Here is a 14813-nt window from a genome sequence, read left to right on the forward strand (position 1 = left end):
CGCGGTGGCGACCGTGGTCCCCACCGCACCCTCTACGGGGTCGCCTGAGCGGCAGCGGCAGCGGCACGACGGCCCAACGGCTGCGGCGGCGCGGGCGCGTCGGGCACCGAGCGTGCCACCAGCTTGGCGATCGCGGTGACCATCCGCCGCGGCCGGCGGGGCACGAGGTGCGCCGTCACCTGGTTGCCGAGGCCGGGCACGACGTAGGCGCGGTCGCGGTCGAGGCCGCGCAGACCGGCCCGCACCACCGCCTCCGCGGTCATGAACCGGCCCACCGCCGCCCGCTCGCCGACCACGTCGAAGAACTCGGTGCGGGTCGGGCCGGGGCACAGCGCCAGGACCTTCACCCCGCGGCCGCGGTACTCCGACCGCAGCGACAGGCTGAAGTTCAGCACGAACGTCTTGCCGGCGCTGTACGTGGCGAAGAAGGGCGACGGCTGGAACGCCGCCGTCGACGCGACGTTGATGACGGCGCCGTGCCCCCGGGTCAGCATGCCCGGCACGAGTGCCCGGGTCAGGCCGACCAGCGCGACCAGGTTGACCATCAGCTGGTCCTCGTCGCGCCCGTCCGGGATGTCCTCGAACCGGCCGGCGGTGCCGAAGCCGGCGTTGTTGACCAGCAGGTCGACCTGCCGGCCGGCGGCGGTGACCGCCTCGACGACGGCCGCGGCCGCGCCGGGCTCGGTGAGGTCCTGGACCACGACGTCGACCCGGACGCCGCGGGCGGACCGCAGCTGCGCGGCGAGCACCTCGAGGCGGTCGGCCGAGCGGGCGACCAGCACGAGGTCGTGGCCGCGGGCGGCGAGCTGGCGGGCGAACTCGGCGCCCAGTCCCGTCGAGGCGCCGGTCACGAGTGCGGTACGGGAGGTCATGGCAACTCCTTCCTATCGGCTTCTGCGACATCAGCGTAGCCGTTCCGACCATAAATGCAACAGCAGTGTCGCAGTTCATGAGCGAACCGCGACCCGCGGGTATCGTGTTCGCATGACCAGGCCCTTGCGCGCGGACGCCGAGCGGAGCATGCGCTCGATCCTCGAGGCGGCCGAGCGGGTGCTGAGCGTGCAGCCGACCGCGTCCCTCGAGCAGGTCGCGGAGGCCGCCGGGGTGGCCCGCACGACGATCCACCGGCGGTTCGCGAGCCGGCAGGCCCTCGTCGACGCGCTCGCCCTGGCCGCCGCCGCCCAGCTCCGCGACGCGGTCGACAGCGCCCACCCGGACACCGCGCCTCCGCTCGTCGCCCTGCACCAGGCCACGGCGAACGTCCTGCGGACCAAGCGCAGCTGGCGGTTCGCCCTGGAGCAGGCGGACATCCCCGGCTCGGCCGCGTTCGCGGACCAGGTGGCCCTCGCGCAACGCTGCGTGGAACTCCTCGGCCGGGCCCGCGACCAGGGTGTCCTCGCCGCCGACGCCGACCTGGAGTGGACCCGCCGGGTGTTCTACGCGCTGATCGGTGAGGCCATCCACGGCCACACGTTCGACGCCGCCGACGAGACGGACCCCGACCTCCTCGCCGGCCGGATCGTCGACACGCTCCTGCACGGCGCCGGCCCACGCGCCTGACGTCCGAAGCCGCGCGCGGCCCACGCGCCTGACGTCCGAAGCCGCGCGCCGCCCACGCGCCTGACGTCCGAAACCGCGCGGCCCACGCGCCTGACGTCCGGCACCCGGGCCGTCCACGACGCCGATCGGACGAACCGGGGCGCACGTGATTGACAGCGCCGGCGGCGGTACGCACCCTGGGCGGACGCTTCCAGTGGTCGAGGAGTTCACCGCACGATGCCGTTCCGCCGCCGGTGGTGGGTCGCCGCCGCCCTGGGGGTCGCCGCACTCGCCGCAACCACCGCCCCGCAGGTGTCCGCGGGAGGCACCGACGACGCCCGCGTCATCGGCGGCGTCTCCCTGGTCAACGACGCGACCGGCCGGCCGGTCCTGGGTCTGAGCCCGGTCACCGACGGCACCGTGGTCGATCGCACCCGGCTCGCCGGCCGGGACCTCGACCTGCGCGCCGACCTCGCCCCGGGCGCGCACCCGGACGGTGTCACGTTCACGCTGACCGGCGCGGCGGGCGGTAGCGTCAGCCAGAGCGACCCGCGGGCGCCGTACCAACTCCGACTCCCCGAAACTCCGGACACCTACACGCTGACCGTCCGTGCCCAGGCGGCCGGCGCCCCGGTCACGGTCCGTTTCACAGTCACCGGGAACCAGCCCACCAAAACGCCCGTCGACGTGCTGTTCGTCGGCAACAGCCTGCTCGGCACCATGAACGCCGCCGGCGAGGACACCCCGAGGCTGGTGCGGCACCTGGCCGAAGCGGCCGGCCGGACGATCGACGTCACCGAGGTCATCCACTCCGGCTACACGCTGCGACAGACCTGGAACGACGGGCTCCTGGCGACCCCACTGGGCGGCGGCCGGCGATACGACTTCATCGTGCTGCAGGAGTACAGCACGCTCCTCGCGACCGATCCGGCGGCCGCGACGGACACGCTGCTCAACACGTATGCCCCGACGTTCGGCCGGGCGCTGAAACCGGGCGGGCGGGTGGTGCTGGTCAAGAACTGGGCCCTGGTCGACCCGAAGCCGTTCCCGTCCCGCGCCGCCGCCACGGCCGCGATCGACGCCCACGCGGCGGCCCTGTCCGCCGCGCTGAGCACACCGAACCTCCTGGCACCGATCGGCGACGCGTTCGAGACGGTCATCGCGGCCAAGGGGACGTCGTACCTCATCGCCCCCGACGGCAAGCACCCCAACGACGCCGCGATCTACCTCGACGCCGCCATCCTCTACGGCATCCTGTGCCGCGAGTCGCCGGCCGGCCTGGCGGACCTGTACCTGAGCCCGCCCGCGGCCGCCTACCTGCGATCGGTGGCGGCCGCGGCGATCGGGTACTGACCGTCACCGGTGCAGGGCCGTCTCCCGCTCCATGCGCGACAGCTTGTCCGGGTTGCGCACGGCGTAGAGCCCGGTGATCCGGCCGTCGTCGACGCGGACCGCGACGACGGTGTCGACCTCACCGTCGACGTGGAAGATCAGCGCCGGGTAGCCGTTGACGTGCGCCGGCCGCAGCGACGCCAGGGCGGGGACCCTTGCGAGGACCTCGGCGACCCGGTCGACGCCCACCACGGGCACCAGGGCGGCCTGCCGGCGCCCGCCGCCGTCGCTGACGAACACCACGTCCGGCGCCAGGATGTCCAGCAGCGGTTGCAGGTCGCCCGTCTCCACCGCCCGCTGAAACGCGGTGAGGGCGTCGCGGGTCTGCGCCGCGGAGGCGGCCCCGCGCGGGCGGCGGGCGGCGACGTGCGCGCGGGCCCGGTGCGCGATCTGGCGCACCGCCGCCTGACTCTTGTCGACCGCCTCCGCGATCTCCTCGTACTCCAGGGCGAACACGTCCCGCAGCACGAACACCGCCCGCTCCGTCGGCGCCAGGGTCTCCAGCACCAGCAGCATCGCCATCGACACGCTCTCCGCGAGCTCGACGTCCTCCGCCACGTCGGGCGCGGTCAGCAGTGGCTCCGGCAACCACGGCCCGACGTAGGACTCCTTGCGCCGGTCGAGCGCGCGCAGCCGGTCCAGGGCCTGCCGGGTGGTGATCTTCACCAGGAACGCCCGGTGGTCCCGGACGGTGTCGAGCTCGACGCCGGCCCAGCGCAACCAGGTCTCCTGCAGGACGTCCTCGGCGTCCGCGGCCGAGCCGAGCATCTCGTAGGCGACGGTGAACAGCAGGTTGCGGTGGGCGATGAACGCCTCCGTGGCCGGGTCCATGGTTCCTCCTTCGTGTTGCCGGGCACATGACGCCGGCCGGCGCCGTGGTGTGACAGCCCCGGCCGATGTCGTGCGTCACACGCCGGCGCGGTCACACGAGCCGTCCCGCCCGCGTCACATGAGCGAACTCCCTTTGATGAAAGGACCCAGCTCATGACATCTCTGGATCGCGACTTCGGCGGCGACATCATCGAACCGGGTGCGGCGCAGTACGCGGCGGCCAGCCGCACGCTCCTCGCGTCGGGCAGCCCGGCCTACGTGCTCCGCCCGAAGACGGTCGGCGACGTGCAGGCGGCGGTCCGGTTCGCCGCCGGCGCGGGGCTGCCGCTGGCGGTGCGCGGCGGCGGGCACGCCTTCGCCGGCTTCGGCACCAACGACGGCGGCGTCGTGATCGACCTCGGCAACCTCACGACCGTCGAGGTCATCGACGCCAACCGGCACCTTGTCAGGATCGGCGGCGGCGCCACCTGGGGCCAGGTCACGGCCGCCCTCGACCCGCACGGCCTGGCGATCTCCTCCGGCGACACCAGGAGCGTCGGCGTCGGCGGGCTGACGCTGGGCGGCGGCATCGGTTGGAAGGTCCGCAAGCACGGCCTGACCCTGGACAGCCTGGTCGCCGCGGACCTGGTCCTCGCCGACGGTTCGCTGGTGCGGGCCGCCGCGGAGGAGCACCCGGAGCTGTTCTGGGCGATCCGTGGTGGCGGCGGCAACTTCGGCGTCGTGACCGCGTTCGAGTTCCTTGCGCACCGCACGACCGACGTGTTCCACGGCCGCATCACGTTTCCCGCGGCGGAGGCGGCGACCGTGCTGCGCGGCTGGGCGGACCACCTGCGCACCGCTCCCGAGGAGCTGACCTCGATCGCGAACCTGCTCCCCGGCGCGCCACTGGAGATCCTCGTCGCGTTCGATGGCGACGACCCGGAGCACGCGGCCCGGGCCATCGACCCGATCCGGCGGCTCGGCACGGTGCTCGTCGACGACGTCAGGCTGCAGCGGTACGCCGACACACTGGTCGACGGCATGACCCCGCCGCCCGGCATCCGGCTGGTGACCCGCAGCGCGTTCGTCGACCCGGCGTCGGTGCCGGCGGCGGTGGACGTCCTCGCCCAGGTCGCCACGTCGGCGGGGGCACCGGTCATCGCGGTGCGCAGCGTCGGCGGCGCGGTGTCCCGCGTCCCGGCCGACGCCACCGCCTACGCGCACCGCGGCGCGGAGCTGATGGTCGCGACCACGGTCGCGGGTCCGCCGCCGGTCGTCGAGGCCGCCGGCCCGGGGCTGGCGGCGATCTGGGACCGGCTCGCACCGCACGTCACCGGCGCCTACGCGAACTTCCTCTCCGACCTGGACGTCACCGCGGTCTACCCGCCGGAGACGCACCGGCGGCTCGCGGAGGTCAAGCGCCGGTTCGACCCGCGGAACCTGTTCACCGGCAACCACAACATCACGCCGTGAACGCTCTCCGGCTCGAACGGGACGTTCAGCGGCAGCGCCGTCGCAAGGAACGCTCGATGGTCATCGGCGAACTCGAAGCCATACGTCCTCTCCATGCGGCACAGGCGGCGGCAGGGGTCAGTTGGCCGGCTGAGGCCCGCCCCGCCGGCAACCCGGTGGGGAGTCGCTCGACCGCACCCCGCGGCGGGGAACCACAACACCGTCAGTCGTCACAGCACTATGGTGGCGGCGTGGCGCATCCCATCATGTTCGACGACGAAGACCCGATCCTGGCCCGGGTGCGTGAGCTCGCCCTGGCCCTGCCGGACGCCGCGGAGAAGATCTCCCACGGGCATCCGGCGTTCTACACGACCAAGGTCTTCGCCTACTACGGCGGCTCGATCAAGGTCGACGGCGTCTACCGCCAGCACGAGCACTCGGTGATCGTGCTGGTCGACCCGGCCGAGCGCGAGGCCCTCCTGGAGGACGGTCGAAGCTACGTGCCGGCGTATCTCGGCCCGTCCGGCTGGATCGGTGTGGACCTCGCCGAGGACACCGACTGGGACGAGATCGGCGAGCTGCTGGACGCCAGCTACCGCCGCACCGCCGGGGTCCGCCGCGTCGCCGCCCTCGACGCCCGCGCGTCCTGACGGCTCAGGCGCTCTGGAAGATCCTGGTCTGCGGCGCGCCCGCCAGGGCCGGCGCGCGCTGCGGGTCGGCCCACACATTCGTGCGCAGGAACCGCAGGAACCCCTCGGCCGCCTCGACCGTCGGGAAGTCGAGCTCGACGGCCACGTACTTCTCGTCATCGACGGGCCGCATGACGCGGTGGCCGAGCACACCCGCGGTGCTGCGGGCCTCGGCGAAACCGTCGAACGCGCGGCGCCACAGCGCGAAGTCGACGATCGGGTGCTCAATTCGTAAGGTCGTCATGCCATCCGACGCTAAAGACCGCCGGGCGCGCCGCCCATCCCAGAAGTCTGGGATCCCTATGGTGGTGTGGTGTACGCGGCGACGGCGGAACGGGTGCGGCGCATCGGTGCGGCCGCGGCCGGTTCCCGGGCCCTACGGGAGCTGGTGCTGGCCGAGATCGGCCGGGTCGTGCCGTTCGACGCCCACGTCTGGGCGCTGACGGACCCGGAGACCTCCGTCGGGACGGACCCGCTCGCCGCGGTGCCGCCGGCGCTGATGCCGGCCCTGCCACAGCTGATCCGCCTCAAGTACCTCACCACGACCAACCGGTGGACGTCGCTCACCGGCGCCGCCCGGCTCACCAACCCCGCTGACAGCCTGCTGTGGCGCGAGCTCCTCGCCGCCCACGGCGTCACCGACGTCGCCTCGACGGTCTTCCGGGACCGGCACGGCTGCTGGGGGTTTCTGGACCTGTGGCGCACCGGCGGCACGTTCACCGGCCCCGAGCTGGCGGTCCTGGACAGCGTCACCGCGTCGCTGACCGGCGACCTGCGCCGCTGCCAGGCACAGACCTTCACCGTCACCGGCGGACCCGGGCCGGCCGGCCCGGTCGTGCTGCTGCTCACGCCGGACCTGCGGGTCATCGAGCAGACCCCGCACACGCACGAGCACCTGGCCCGGCTGCTGCCGCCGGACGCCGGCCGGCAACCCGTCCCGGCCGGTGTCTACAACGTCGCGGCGCAGCTCGTCGCGGCGGAGGCCGGCGTCGACCCGCACCCGCCGTCCGTCCGCGCGCACCTCGCCGACGGCCGCTGGTTGACGGTGCGCGCCGCCCGCCTCGACGCGACCGGCCGCGCCGACGCCCCGATCGCGGTCACCATCCAGGAGTGCTCCCCGGGGGAACGGACGGCGGTCTTCGCCCGCGCGTGCGGCCTCACCCCACGGGAGACGGAGCTGCTCACCCACCTGACCGCGGGCGCCGACACCCGCGCCGTTGCCGCCGACATGTTCCTCAGCCCGAACACGGTCCAGGACCACCTGAAGTCGATGTTCGCCAAGACCGGCACCAACAGCCGGCGCGCCCTGCTGTCCCGCGCCCTCGGCACCGCCTGACGGTTCAGTCCCACCAGAACGACCACACCCGCGCTTCCAGCAGCAGCGGCGCGTAGTCGCCGATCGTGTGCGGGTGGCCCTGCCACAGGGTGTCGGGGCAGAACGCGAAGTGCTCCGCCGCCAGGTGCAGCGCCGCGTCGAGGTCGTCGGGGGGTGCGGCGACGCTGACCGTCACGGTGTCGCTGTCGAGGTGCAGGACCCGAATGCCGAACCGGTCCTCCCACGAGCGCAGCACCGCGGACAGCATGGCGGTGTCGTTCTCACGGTTCGCGGCGCCCATCCAGCCCATGGCCGTCAGCGCGTCGGCGCCGCCCGGGGCGGGGACGAGCCCGAGCCGCCGGCTGTCCCGCGGCGGGCCGGCGAACCAGTGGTCGAGCACGGCGCCGGCGAACTCGTCCGGGTCGTCCAGCTGCCGCCCGGGCGGCGCGGGCCGCGGCCACCGCTGCCCGTAGGGGACCGTGGTGTCGGCGGATGAGCCGTCGCACGTGATGGTGTGCCAGAACCCGGCCAGGACGAACGCCGCGTCATGCGCGTCCGGCGTGCTCATGAACTCGGGGAACAGCTCGAGCGGCTGGTCGGTCAGCAGCAGCGGCCACAGCCCGGACCGCGGGTGCTCGGCCCGCAGCCGCCGGACCAGCTCGGCGGTCGGTGGCCCGTCGCTGCGCCACAGCATCGGCGCCGGATTCTCGACCGACAGCACCGTGTGCCCAGGTGGCAGCGGCACGGCCAGGTCGGACAGCGCCCGGAGCAGCTCACTCATCGCGGCGATGGTAACGGGCGACGAGGTGCCGGGCGCTCGGCCGGTGCGACCAGACGCCCCGCGGGGACGCGGCCAGGAACTCGGCGCGGAGCCGGGCGACGAACGCCTCACCCCGGGCGATGGCGAGGGGGCGGCCCGGTCCGGCACGGGTGTGGGCGTCGAAGAACGTGGCCGCGTCCGGGTGGGACATCGGGTGAGCGGGTCGCTCGTCGCGCTCCACGACCAGGCCCGCGGCCGTCAGCGCCGGCGTGAGCCGGTCCGGCCAGGTGTCGTCGCCGCGTGGCATGTGCCGGTGGACGACCTCACCGAGGCGGGCGAAGGGGCCGTCGGCTTCGCTGTGCCGCGGCCAGAACAGCACCGACAGCACCCCTCCTGGGCGCAGCGCCGCCGCCCACGACCCGATGGCCACGTCGGGCTCGGGAAGCTGCTGGAGGCCGAACACCGACACGACCGCCGCGCAGCGGCCCGTCCAGCGCTCGGCGAGGGTCGAGGCGTCGCCCTGTTCGACAGTGGCGCGATGGTACGGCGTTGCCCGCTCACGGGCCAGCCGGACCATCCCGGCCGACAGGTCCAGGCCGGTGACGTCGCGGTCCGGCAGGCGCGCGGCGAGCGCGGGCAGCTCCGGGAACGTGCCGCAGCACGGCACCAGGATTGGGCCGTCCGGTAGTGGCCCGGCGGTGACCGCGTCCACGGCGTCGGCGACCCACGGCGCGAAGCGCGGCACGTAGTACGCCTCGTAACCGGCGGCGGCCTCGTCCCAGCCGCGGGCGAGCCGTGCCAGGCGGTCGTCGTCGTGCATGCCCCAGGCCGTCCTTTCCGTCGCTGTGAGTTCATTCTGTCGGGCGGTGGCGCATCCGGGGTCGGCCGGCGGCGCCGCGGGTAGGCTTGCCGCCGGGGGGCGTCACACAGAAGGGGGCAAGCATGGGATTCTTCGACCAGCTCAAGACCCGCACGGCCGAGATGAGCGGCCAGCTCAAGACCCGGGCCGGCCAATTCAAGAGCAAGGAGTTCGCCAACGCCAGCATGGCGATGTGCGCGCTCATCGCCGCCGCCGACGGCAGCATCGACCCGGCCGAGCGGCAGCGGACCGAGGGCGTGATCACCAGCAACGACATCCTTGCGGTCTTCCCGCCCGACGAGCTGCGGCAGAAGTTCGCGTTCTACGCCGACCGGCTGGTCCGCGACTTCGAGTTCGGCAAGGTCGAGGCGATCGCCACGATCGCCAAGCTCAAGTCGAAGCCGGACCACGCCCGCGCGGTCATCCAGATCGGCATCATCATCGGCGGCGCCGACGGCAACTTCGACGACAACGAGAAGAAGGCCGTGCGGGAGGCGTGCTTCGCCGTCGGTATCGCGCCCGCGGAGTTCGATCTCTGATCCTTCCGGGCGTCGTCTGCGGGTGGTGGGGCGGCCGGCCGGCGACGGTCGCGCCGTGCCCCGCCCGTAGGTCATGATGTGGGCCATCTGCCGCAGCCGCCGCGTCGGAAGTTGAGGTTGCATGAGCCAGGCCGGCGCGACCAGCAAGGGCGCCGCGCGGCGGGCCCAGATCCTCGACGCCGCGACCGCCATCCTCGTGGATGAGGGGCAGGGTCAGCTCACCCTGCGCAGCGTCGCGGACCGGGTCGGCATCCGGCTCAGCAACGTCCAGTACTACTTCAAGACCCGCGACACCCTGGTCGCCGCGCTGCTGGAGCACTACCTGAACGGGACCCTGCAACGGCTGTCGGCGCCGCTGTCCGTGCTGACGCTGCCGGAGGTGGTCCGGCGCGTCCTGGACGAGCAGTGCGACCGCCCCGCCAGCAAGTTCTTCGCCGAGCTGTGGTCCCTGGCCGGGCACAGCCCGCAGATCGAGGCCGCCGTCCGCGCCTTCTACCGCACCTACGAGTCCCTGGTCGCCCAGCAACTGCAGGCGTCCCGGCCGGACCTGCCACCGGCCGAGCTGGCGGCCCGCGCCCGGGTGTTCGTCATGCTCCTGGAGGGCGCGTCGCTGTTCCGGGCGGGCGTGGCCGCCGACCCGGACGCCCCCTCCGACGCCCTGCTCTACGAGGTCGCCACCGGCCTGCTCGCCTGACCGCCCCGCGCACCGGTCCGCTCATAGAAGATCGACTGGCATCGAAGCTGTACGCTGCGGCCGTGCCACCAACGGGGAACGTGCAGAGCAAGCGATCGCGCTGGGTGGGCAATCTCGTCATGCTCGCCGTGGCGGCGGTGGTGGCGATCGTCGTGCGCACGTATGTGGTGCAGACGTTCTACATCCCGTCGGGGTCGATGGAGCAGACGCTGCTGGTGGACGACCAGGTCATCGTCAACAAGGTCAGCTACCGGTTCCGGGACCCGGCCCGCGGCGAGATCGTGGTGTTCCGGCCGCCGCCGGAGTGGAACGCCGGCCCGGGCGAGGACTACATCAAGCGGGTCATCGGCGTCGCCGGCGACCGCGTGGTGTGCTGCGACGACCGGCGCCGGATCACCGTCAACGGCCAGGCCCTCGATGAGGACTACCTGTTCCCCGGGGACGTGCCGTCCGCGACGCCGTTCGACGTGGTCGTCCCGGCCGGGCGGCTGTTCGTCCTGGGTGACCACCGCGGCTCATCGGCCGACTCCCGGGTGCACCTGACCGCGGCGAACGGCACCGTGCCGGTGGACCGGGTCGTCGGGCGGGCGTTCGTGACCTCCTGGCCGCTGTCGCGCTGGCGGTCCCTGAGCGTCCCGGCCACCTTCGCGGACGTCCCCGACCCGCACTGAGGCGGCAACCTGCGAGTTCGCCGGGAAATTCTGCAGCGACGCCTGGATTCGGGTGTTGATCAATAGTCGGGATTTGCCATCACCTGCTGCTGCTGCGTCGACGATCGGGACGGCAGGTCCTGACGCGCTGCGCCACGGGATCGTGTAGTGGTCGTCCAGACGCTCGCCCTTTCCGTTTCCGGGAAGCCGACGTCATGTTTGGGGCCCTGTCAGCCGTTCAGGACGGTGCTGGAGCGGTCCCGTCGGTTAGGTAGATAGTGGCGCCCTTGGCGCGGGCGGCGAGCGCGGCGTCGATGCGTGGCGCGACGCGTGGCGGGAGGAGTTGCCGGCAGTGTTCGGGGTCGTGGAACCCGAAGGTTTCCAGCTCGTCAGAGTCGACGTCGATGTTGTGTTCGGGGTTGAGCCGGCCGCCGTCGAAGATGAAGTTGACCAGGGCGCGAGGGCGGGGTCCGGCTGGGGGCGCCCAGTCGACCACGAGCAGGTCGCCGACGGTGAGGGCGAGGCCGAGTTCTTCGCCGAGTTCGCGTCTGGCGGCGGTGTGCGGGGTTTCGTGCTGGTCGACGTAGCCGCCGGGGATGGCCCAGTGGTCGCGGTAGGTGGGTTTGACCAGGAGGACCCGGCCGGTGTGGTCGGTGACGAACAGGGCGGCGGCGGCGTGGAAGGTCGCCAGTTGTGCGTACCACTGGTCCGGCTCGACCCACGTCATTCGACGACTGTACCCATGGCTGGCTGGGTGTAGGCGTGGGCTCGGCGCAGGAAGCGGTCGACGGTGGGTCTGCCGCGGAACGGCGTCAGCCGCTGGGCGAGTTCGGTGATCCGGTCGGTGACGCGGCGGGACCGGACGCGTTCGGCGAGGTCGAGCGCGTCGTGGCCGAGCTGGCTGGCGTGGTCGGGTTCCGGTGCGGCGCCGCCTGCGTAAACGCTGGCGATCAGGCCGGTGTGCAGGGCTCGGGTCCGTACACTGCTTTCGCCGAGGGCCAGGGCCTGCTCGGTGTAGGCGAGCGCTTCCTTGGGCCGGCCAAGGTCGCGAAGGCAGCGAATGGCGGTGCCGGCCAGATGCGCCGGGGTGAAGTATCCGGCCCAGGCCGGGTGGTCGGTGCCGGTGGTCTTCGCAGCGGCGTTCTCGGCCAGGCGCAGCGCGGTGATGCAACTGCGTACGTCGCCGGCAACGGCATGGGCGCAGGCTTCGGCGGTGTACAGGCGGGCCGTGACTGAGGTGCGGGCGCGGCTCCGTCCGCCGTTGACGGCCGCCTGAGCCAGCCGGACGGCTTCGCCGGGTTGCTGAAGATAGACCGCCTGGGTGGACATGTTGGCCAGGATGTGCGCGCCGAACCCGGCGTGGTCAGCCGCTTTGGCCAGCCGCAGGGCCTGGATGAACAGGCGCTGCGCCCATCCATGGTCACCGATGTCGTAGCTCATGAAGGCGATCTGGCCGGTCAGCTCGGCGACGGCGGCGAACAGTTGCCGGCCGACCCGGCCGGTGTAGCTGCCATGCAGCATCGGACCGACCTCACGGTGCAGCCAGTCGGCCAGGAAGACGCGAAACTGTCCGCCGCCGTGGCGCCGGTCGAGGTCGAGAAGCGCACCGCGGTGCTGGTGCGGCCCTACCAGCACGCCCAGGCCAGCCGCCGCGGAGTGATCACCGCCCAGCGGTGTCGCGGCGCTACGCTGCCGGGCATGATGATCGTTGAGGGCGCGGGGGAGTGGCGGGCGCCCGGCGGTGCGGCCAACGACTGGGTCGAGCACCTGCGGGTGCCGGATCTGTCGGTCGGGACGTACTGCATCCCGGTGGGTGGGGTCGACGACCAGCGCCCGCACACCGAGGATGAGATCTACGTGGTCACCGCGGGCCGGGCCAGGATCGTCACGCCGGGCGGCGCGGCCGATGTGGTGCCGGGCTCGGTGGTCTTCGTGCCGGCCGGCGAGGAGCACCGGTTCGTCGACGTCACCGAGGATCTGGCGCTGCTCGTGGTGTTCGGGCCCGCGTACGGCAGCCGCACCACCGCCTGAACGGTCACGCGTCGCGACGGTGGAACGTCGCAGCGGCCAGCAGCAGGGCGCACGCCGTCCACACCGCCGTTGCCGCGGTGCCGTGGGACGGATCCACGGTGGCGGAACCCGGCAGGTAGGCGGCCGCCGGAGCGGGCAACAGCGGCCCCACCACGAAGTACCCCGCCAGCAGCAGCACCACGGCGGCCTCAGCGTGCCGGATCAGCCCGCCGACGGCGGCGGAGAACAGCGCCGTCAGCGTCAGGTACACCACGGCGAACGGGCTCACGTCGGGCAGGGCGCTCAGGGCGGCGAGCGGCACGCAGCAGGCGGCCAGGGCCAGGACCTTCGCCGCGAAGAGCGGCAGCCGGCGGGGCATGGCGAGCAGCGTGGTGCGGAACTGGTCGCCGCCCTGGTGCTCGGACGCGGCGGACAGGACGCCGAGCACCACGAAGCCCGCCTGCGTGTAGCGGATCGACTCGAGCGGGGGCAGGTCGAGGGCCGCGAGCAGCGCGGCGGCGGCCACCGTCAGCGCCGCGGTCAGCCGCAGCGACGGCAACGTCACCAGTTTCAGCAACTCCGGGATGAACGGACTCACGGGTCGCGCCGGTGGAACAGGATCGCGCCGATCGTGAGCAGCGCGGCGATCCAGGCGGTCATCACCAGGCCGGCCGTCAGCGGGGCGATCCGGACCGGGAAGTCGGCGGTGGTGAGGAACATCTGCGGGCCGACGATGTCCGGCAGATACGCGGCCAGGTCGGTGACCTTGGTCAGCAGGTACGACACCGAGACGACGGTGCTGTTGATGATCAGGAACGTGAGCGGGACGATGCCGTTGCGGGTGATCAGGGTGATCGCGAACGACAGCAGTGCGATCAGTGTCCAGTACAGGACGGCGGCGGCGATCCGCGCGGGTGCGGGGACCGGCACGTGCGGGTGCAGGACGTGCGTGAGGGTCAGGGTGGCGGCCGCGGTCACCGCCGCCTGGGCCGCGGCCACGACGACCAGCGCGACGGACTTCGCGGTGAGCAGGCGCAGCCGGTCGGGCATCGCGGCGAGCGTGGTGGTGAGCTGGCGGGCGCGGGGCGCGTCGGGGCCGGTCGACGTGTACTCGCTGCTGATCACGACGACGCCGAGGACCATCGGCCCGATGAGTCCGATGCCCAGGTCCTGCAGGCCGAGGTCGGAGGTGTCGGTGCCGGCGGCGATCAGATCGCGCACGTACGGCGCGTTCAGCAGCACGATCACCGGCGCCAGCAGGGTGCCCAGGACGATGCCGATCCACGCGGTCGGCAGGCCGAGGAGTTTGCGCAGCTCCGCGCTTACCACGATGAACCCGTCAGGGCGAAGAACGCGTCCTCGAGCGTCGCATGCCCGCCGGTGACCTCGGCGAGTGTGCCCTGCACCAGGATCCGGCCCTGGTGGATGACGACGACGTCGTCGGCGATCGACGCGAGCTCGCCCATCAGGTGGCTGGACAGCAGCACGGTGCGACCCCGGGCGGCCTGGTCGCGCAGGAACTCCCGCATCCACCGGATCCCGGCGGGGTCGAGGCCGTTGACCGGTTCGTCCAGGACGAGCACCGACGGATCGCCGAGCAGCGCGGCGGCGAGCCCGAGCCGGCGGCTCATGCCGAGGGAGTAGCGGCCGGCGCGCTTGCGGGCGTCGCCGGCGAGGCCGACGACGTCGAGGACCTCCCGGACGCGCGAGCCGGGCAGGCCGTTGCTGGCGGCGACCCAGCGCAGGTGCGCGCCGGCCGTGCGGGCGCGGTGGGCGCCGCTGCCGTCCAGGAGCGCGCCGACGGTGGTGAGGGGGCGGCGCAGGTCGCGGTACGGCCGCCCGCAGATCAGCGCGGTGCCCTGCTGGGGGCGGTCCAGGCCGAGCATGACCCGCAGCGTCGAGGTCTTGCCGGCGCCGTTCTGCCCGAGGAACCCGGTGACCCGCCCCGGCCGGGCCTCGAACGTGACGTCGTGCAGGATCTGTGCCCTGCCCTTGCGTCTGCTGACGCGATCGATCGTGATCATAGGGCGAGTCAACCGGCCCGGCGGTGCCCGTGCATCGGGCCGGACTCGGAACCCACCGGCGGCCTGCGACCGTGGGCCGT

The 14813-nt window shown here is 73.0% G+C and carries 19 protein-coding genes; 9 read left to right on the top strand and 10 right to left on the bottom strand.

Features of this window, described 5'->3' with window-relative positions; translation table 11 throughout:
- Positions 1-32: 32 nt before the first annotated feature.
- Complete coding sequence (locus Dsi01nite_RS16545) at positions 33-872, bottom strand: SDR family NAD(P)-dependent oxidoreductase (protein ID WP_203847035.1); 840 nt, start codon at positions 870-872, stop codon at positions 33-35.
- A 112-nt stretch (positions 873-984) separates the two neighbouring features.
- Between Dsi01nite_RS16545 and Dsi01nite_RS16550 the strand changes: the two genes are divergently transcribed.
- Both Dsi01nite_RS16550 and Dsi01nite_RS16555 read left to right on the top strand, forming a co-directional pair.
- A complete protein-coding gene (locus Dsi01nite_RS16550; protein ID WP_203847036.1) occupies positions 985-1560 on the top strand; it encodes a TetR/AcrR family transcriptional regulator in 576 nt (191 codons plus the stop codon).
- A 216-nt stretch (positions 1561-1776) separates the two neighbouring features.
- Complete coding sequence (locus Dsi01nite_RS16555; RefSeq protein WP_203847037.1) at positions 1777-2892, top strand: hypothetical protein; 1116 nt, start codon at positions 1777-1779, stop codon at positions 2890-2892.
- A 3-nt stretch (positions 2893-2895) separates the two neighbouring features.
- Here the strand turns inward: Dsi01nite_RS16555 and Dsi01nite_RS16560 are convergent, their stop codons facing one another.
- Positions 2896-3762 (bottom strand): RNA polymerase sigma-70 factor, encoded by an 867-nt coding sequence (locus Dsi01nite_RS16560; protein ID WP_203847038.1) that lies wholly within the window; start codon positions 3760-3762, stop codon positions 2896-2898.
- Between the two features lie 153 nt (positions 3763-3915).
- Between Dsi01nite_RS16560 and Dsi01nite_RS16565 the strand changes: the two genes are divergently transcribed.
- Together Dsi01nite_RS16565 and Dsi01nite_RS16570 are read left to right on the top strand one after the other, a co-directional pair.
- Complete coding sequence (locus Dsi01nite_RS16565) at positions 3916-5214, top strand: FAD-binding oxidoreductase (RefSeq protein ID WP_203847039.1); 1299 nt, start codon at positions 3916-3918, stop codon at positions 5212-5214.
- A gap of 230 nt (positions 5215-5444) precedes the next feature.
- Positions 5445-5843: an MmcQ/YjbR family DNA-binding protein gene (locus Dsi01nite_RS16570; protein ID WP_239135933.1), complete on the top strand. Its 399-nt coding sequence runs from the start codon at positions 5445-5447 to the stop codon at positions 5841-5843.
- Positions 5844-5847: 4 nt separating this feature from the next.
- Here Dsi01nite_RS16570 and Dsi01nite_RS16575 read toward each other — a convergent pair whose 3' ends face one another.
- The gene (locus Dsi01nite_RS16575) at positions 5848-6126 is read right to left on the bottom strand and encodes a hypothetical protein (RefSeq protein WP_203847040.1); all 279 of its coding nucleotides are present in this window, start codon (positions 6124-6126) and stop codon (positions 5848-5850) included.
- A 69-nt stretch (positions 6127-6195) separates the two neighbouring features.
- On the opposite strand from Dsi01nite_RS16575, the gene Dsi01nite_RS16580 reads away from it, so the two are divergent.
- On the top strand, positions 6196-7218 hold the full coding sequence (locus Dsi01nite_RS16580; protein WP_203847041.1) for a helix-turn-helix transcriptional regulator: 1023 nt from the start codon (positions 6196-6198) through the stop codon (positions 7216-7218).
- Between the two features lie 4 nt (positions 7219-7222).
- On the opposite strand, the gene Dsi01nite_RS16585 is transcribed toward Dsi01nite_RS16580, so the two are convergent.
- Complete coding sequence (locus Dsi01nite_RS16585; protein ID WP_203847042.1) at positions 7223-7978, bottom strand: DUF4253 domain-containing protein; 756 nt, start codon at positions 7976-7978, stop codon at positions 7223-7225.
- Positions 7971-8777, bottom strand: a complete 807-nt coding sequence (locus Dsi01nite_RS16590; RefSeq protein WP_203847043.1) for a class I SAM-dependent methyltransferase — start codon at positions 8775-8777, stop codon at positions 7971-7973. The genes Dsi01nite_RS16585 and Dsi01nite_RS16590 overlap by 8 nt, the downstream gene beginning before the upstream one ends.
- 122 nt (positions 8778-8899) lie before the next feature.
- Between Dsi01nite_RS16590 and Dsi01nite_RS16595 the strand changes: the two genes are divergently transcribed.
- The 3 genes from Dsi01nite_RS16595 (at position 8900) to lepB (ending at position 10720) form a co-directional block, all read left to right on the top strand.
- Positions 8900-9355: a tellurite resistance TerB family protein gene (locus Dsi01nite_RS16595; RefSeq protein WP_203847044.1), complete on the top strand. Its 456-nt coding sequence runs from the start codon at positions 8900-8902 to the stop codon at positions 9353-9355.
- 121 nt (positions 9356-9476) lie between these two features.
- Entirely contained in the window at positions 9477-10049 is a 573-nt protein-coding gene (locus tag Dsi01nite_RS16600; RefSeq protein WP_203847045.1) for a TetR/AcrR family transcriptional regulator, read from the top strand.
- A 119-nt stretch (positions 10050-10168) separates the two neighbouring features.
- A complete protein-coding gene (lepB, locus tag Dsi01nite_RS16605) occupies positions 10169-10720 on the top strand; it encodes a signal peptidase I (RefSeq protein WP_203847143.1) in 552 nt (183 codons plus the stop codon).
- A 217-nt stretch (positions 10721-10937) separates the two neighbouring features.
- On the opposite strand, the gene Dsi01nite_RS16610 is transcribed toward lepB, so the two are convergent.
- Both Dsi01nite_RS16610 and Dsi01nite_RS16615 read right to left on the bottom strand, forming a co-directional pair.
- A complete protein-coding gene (locus Dsi01nite_RS16610) occupies positions 10938-11426 on the bottom strand; it encodes an NUDIX domain-containing protein (RefSeq protein WP_203847046.1) in 489 nt (162 codons plus the stop codon).
- Complete coding sequence (locus Dsi01nite_RS16615) at positions 11423-12331, bottom strand: NsdA family TPR-like regulatory protein (RefSeq protein ID WP_486303835.1); 909 nt, start codon at positions 12329-12331, stop codon at positions 11423-11425. Before Dsi01nite_RS16615 ends, Dsi01nite_RS16610 begins: the two co-directional genes overlap by 4 nt.
- On the opposite strand from Dsi01nite_RS16615, the gene Dsi01nite_RS57355 reads away from it, so the two are divergent.
- Positions 12212-12730, top strand: coding sequence for a cupin domain-containing protein (locus Dsi01nite_RS57355; RefSeq protein WP_239135934.1), 519 nt, complete (start codon positions 12212-12214; stop codon positions 12728-12730). The two genes, Dsi01nite_RS16615 and Dsi01nite_RS57355, sit on opposite strands and share 120 nt — an antisense overlap.
- Positions 12731-12734: 4 nt before the next feature.
- Here Dsi01nite_RS57355 and Dsi01nite_RS16625 read toward each other — a convergent pair whose 3' ends face one another.
- The 3 genes from Dsi01nite_RS16625 to Dsi01nite_RS16635 are packed head-to-tail and all read right to left on the bottom strand — an operon-like array spanning position 12735 to position 14733.
- A complete protein-coding gene (locus Dsi01nite_RS16625; protein ID WP_203847048.1) occupies positions 12735-13307 on the bottom strand; it encodes a hypothetical protein in 573 nt (190 codons plus the stop codon).
- Entirely contained in the window at positions 13304-14038 is a 735-nt protein-coding gene (locus tag Dsi01nite_RS16630; RefSeq protein ID WP_203847049.1) for a hypothetical protein, read from the bottom strand. Before Dsi01nite_RS16630 ends, Dsi01nite_RS16625 begins: the two co-directional genes overlap by 4 nt.
- Positions 14032-14733: an ABC transporter ATP-binding protein gene (locus Dsi01nite_RS16635; RefSeq protein WP_203847050.1), complete on the bottom strand. Its 702-nt coding sequence runs from the start codon at positions 14731-14733 to the stop codon at positions 14032-14034. Before Dsi01nite_RS16635 ends, Dsi01nite_RS16630 begins: the two co-directional genes overlap by 7 nt.
- Positions 14734-14813 lie beyond the last annotated feature (80 nt).

The organism is Dactylosporangium siamense (assembly GCF_016862795.1).
GTDB lineage: Bacteria > Actinomycetota > Actinomycetes > Mycobacteriales > Micromonosporaceae > Dactylosporangium > Dactylosporangium siamense.

What these genes read in the sequence shown, in the direction of transcription:
- Dsi01nite_RS16545 (WP_203847035.1), bottom strand. Translation starts at nt 872, where the DNA reads ATGACCTCCCGTACCGCACTCGTGACCGGCGCCTCGACGGGACTGGGC.
- Dsi01nite_RS16550 (WP_203847036.1), top strand. Translation starts at nt 985, where the DNA reads ATGACCAGGCCCTTGCGCGCGGACGCCGAGCGGAGCATGCGCTCGATC.
- Dsi01nite_RS16555 (WP_203847037.1), top strand. Translation starts at nt 1,777, where the DNA reads ATGCCGTTCCGCCGCCGGTGGTGGGTCGCCGCCGCCCTGGGGGTCGCC.
- Dsi01nite_RS16560 (WP_203847038.1), bottom strand. Translation starts at nt 3,762, where the DNA reads ATGGACCCGGCCACGGAGGCGTTCATCGCCCACCGCAACCTGCTGTTC.
- Dsi01nite_RS16565 (WP_203847039.1), top strand. Translation starts at nt 3,916, where the DNA reads ATGACATCTCTGGATCGCGACTTCGGCGGCGACATCATCGAACCGGGT.
- Dsi01nite_RS16575 (WP_203847040.1), bottom strand. Translation starts at nt 6,126, where the DNA reads ATGACGACCTTACGAATTGAGCACCCGATCGTCGACTTCGCGCTGTGG.
- Dsi01nite_RS16585 (WP_203847042.1), bottom strand. Translation starts at nt 7,978, where the DNA reads ATGAGTGAGCTGCTCCGGGCGCTGTCCGACCTGGCCGTGCCGCTGCCA.
- Dsi01nite_RS16590 (WP_203847043.1), bottom strand. Translation starts at nt 8,777, where the DNA reads ATGCACGACGACGACCGCCTGGCACGGCTCGCCCGCGGCTGGGACGAG.
- Dsi01nite_RS16595 (WP_203847044.1), top strand. Translation starts at nt 8,900, where the DNA reads ATGGGATTCTTCGACCAGCTCAAGACCCGCACGGCCGAGATGAGCGGC.
- Dsi01nite_RS16600 (WP_203847045.1), top strand. Translation starts at nt 9,477, where the DNA reads ATGAGCCAGGCCGGCGCGACCAGCAAGGGCGCCGCGCGGCGGGCCCAG.
- lepB (WP_203847143.1), top strand. Translation starts at nt 10,169, where the DNA reads ATGCTCGCCGTGGCGGCGGTGGTGGCGATCGTCGTGCGCACGTATGTG.
- Dsi01nite_RS16610 (WP_203847046.1), bottom strand. Translation starts at nt 11,426, where the DNA reads ATGACGTGGGTCGAGCCGGACCAGTGGTACGCACAACTGGCGACCTTC.
- Dsi01nite_RS57355 (WP_239135934.1), top strand. Translation starts at nt 12,212, where the DNA reads ATGCAGCATCGGACCGACCTCACGGTGCAGCCAGTCGGCCAGGAAGAC.
- Dsi01nite_RS16635 (WP_203847050.1), bottom strand. Translation starts at nt 14,733, where the DNA reads ATGATCACGATCGATCGCGTCAGCAGACGCAAGGGCAGGGCACAGATC.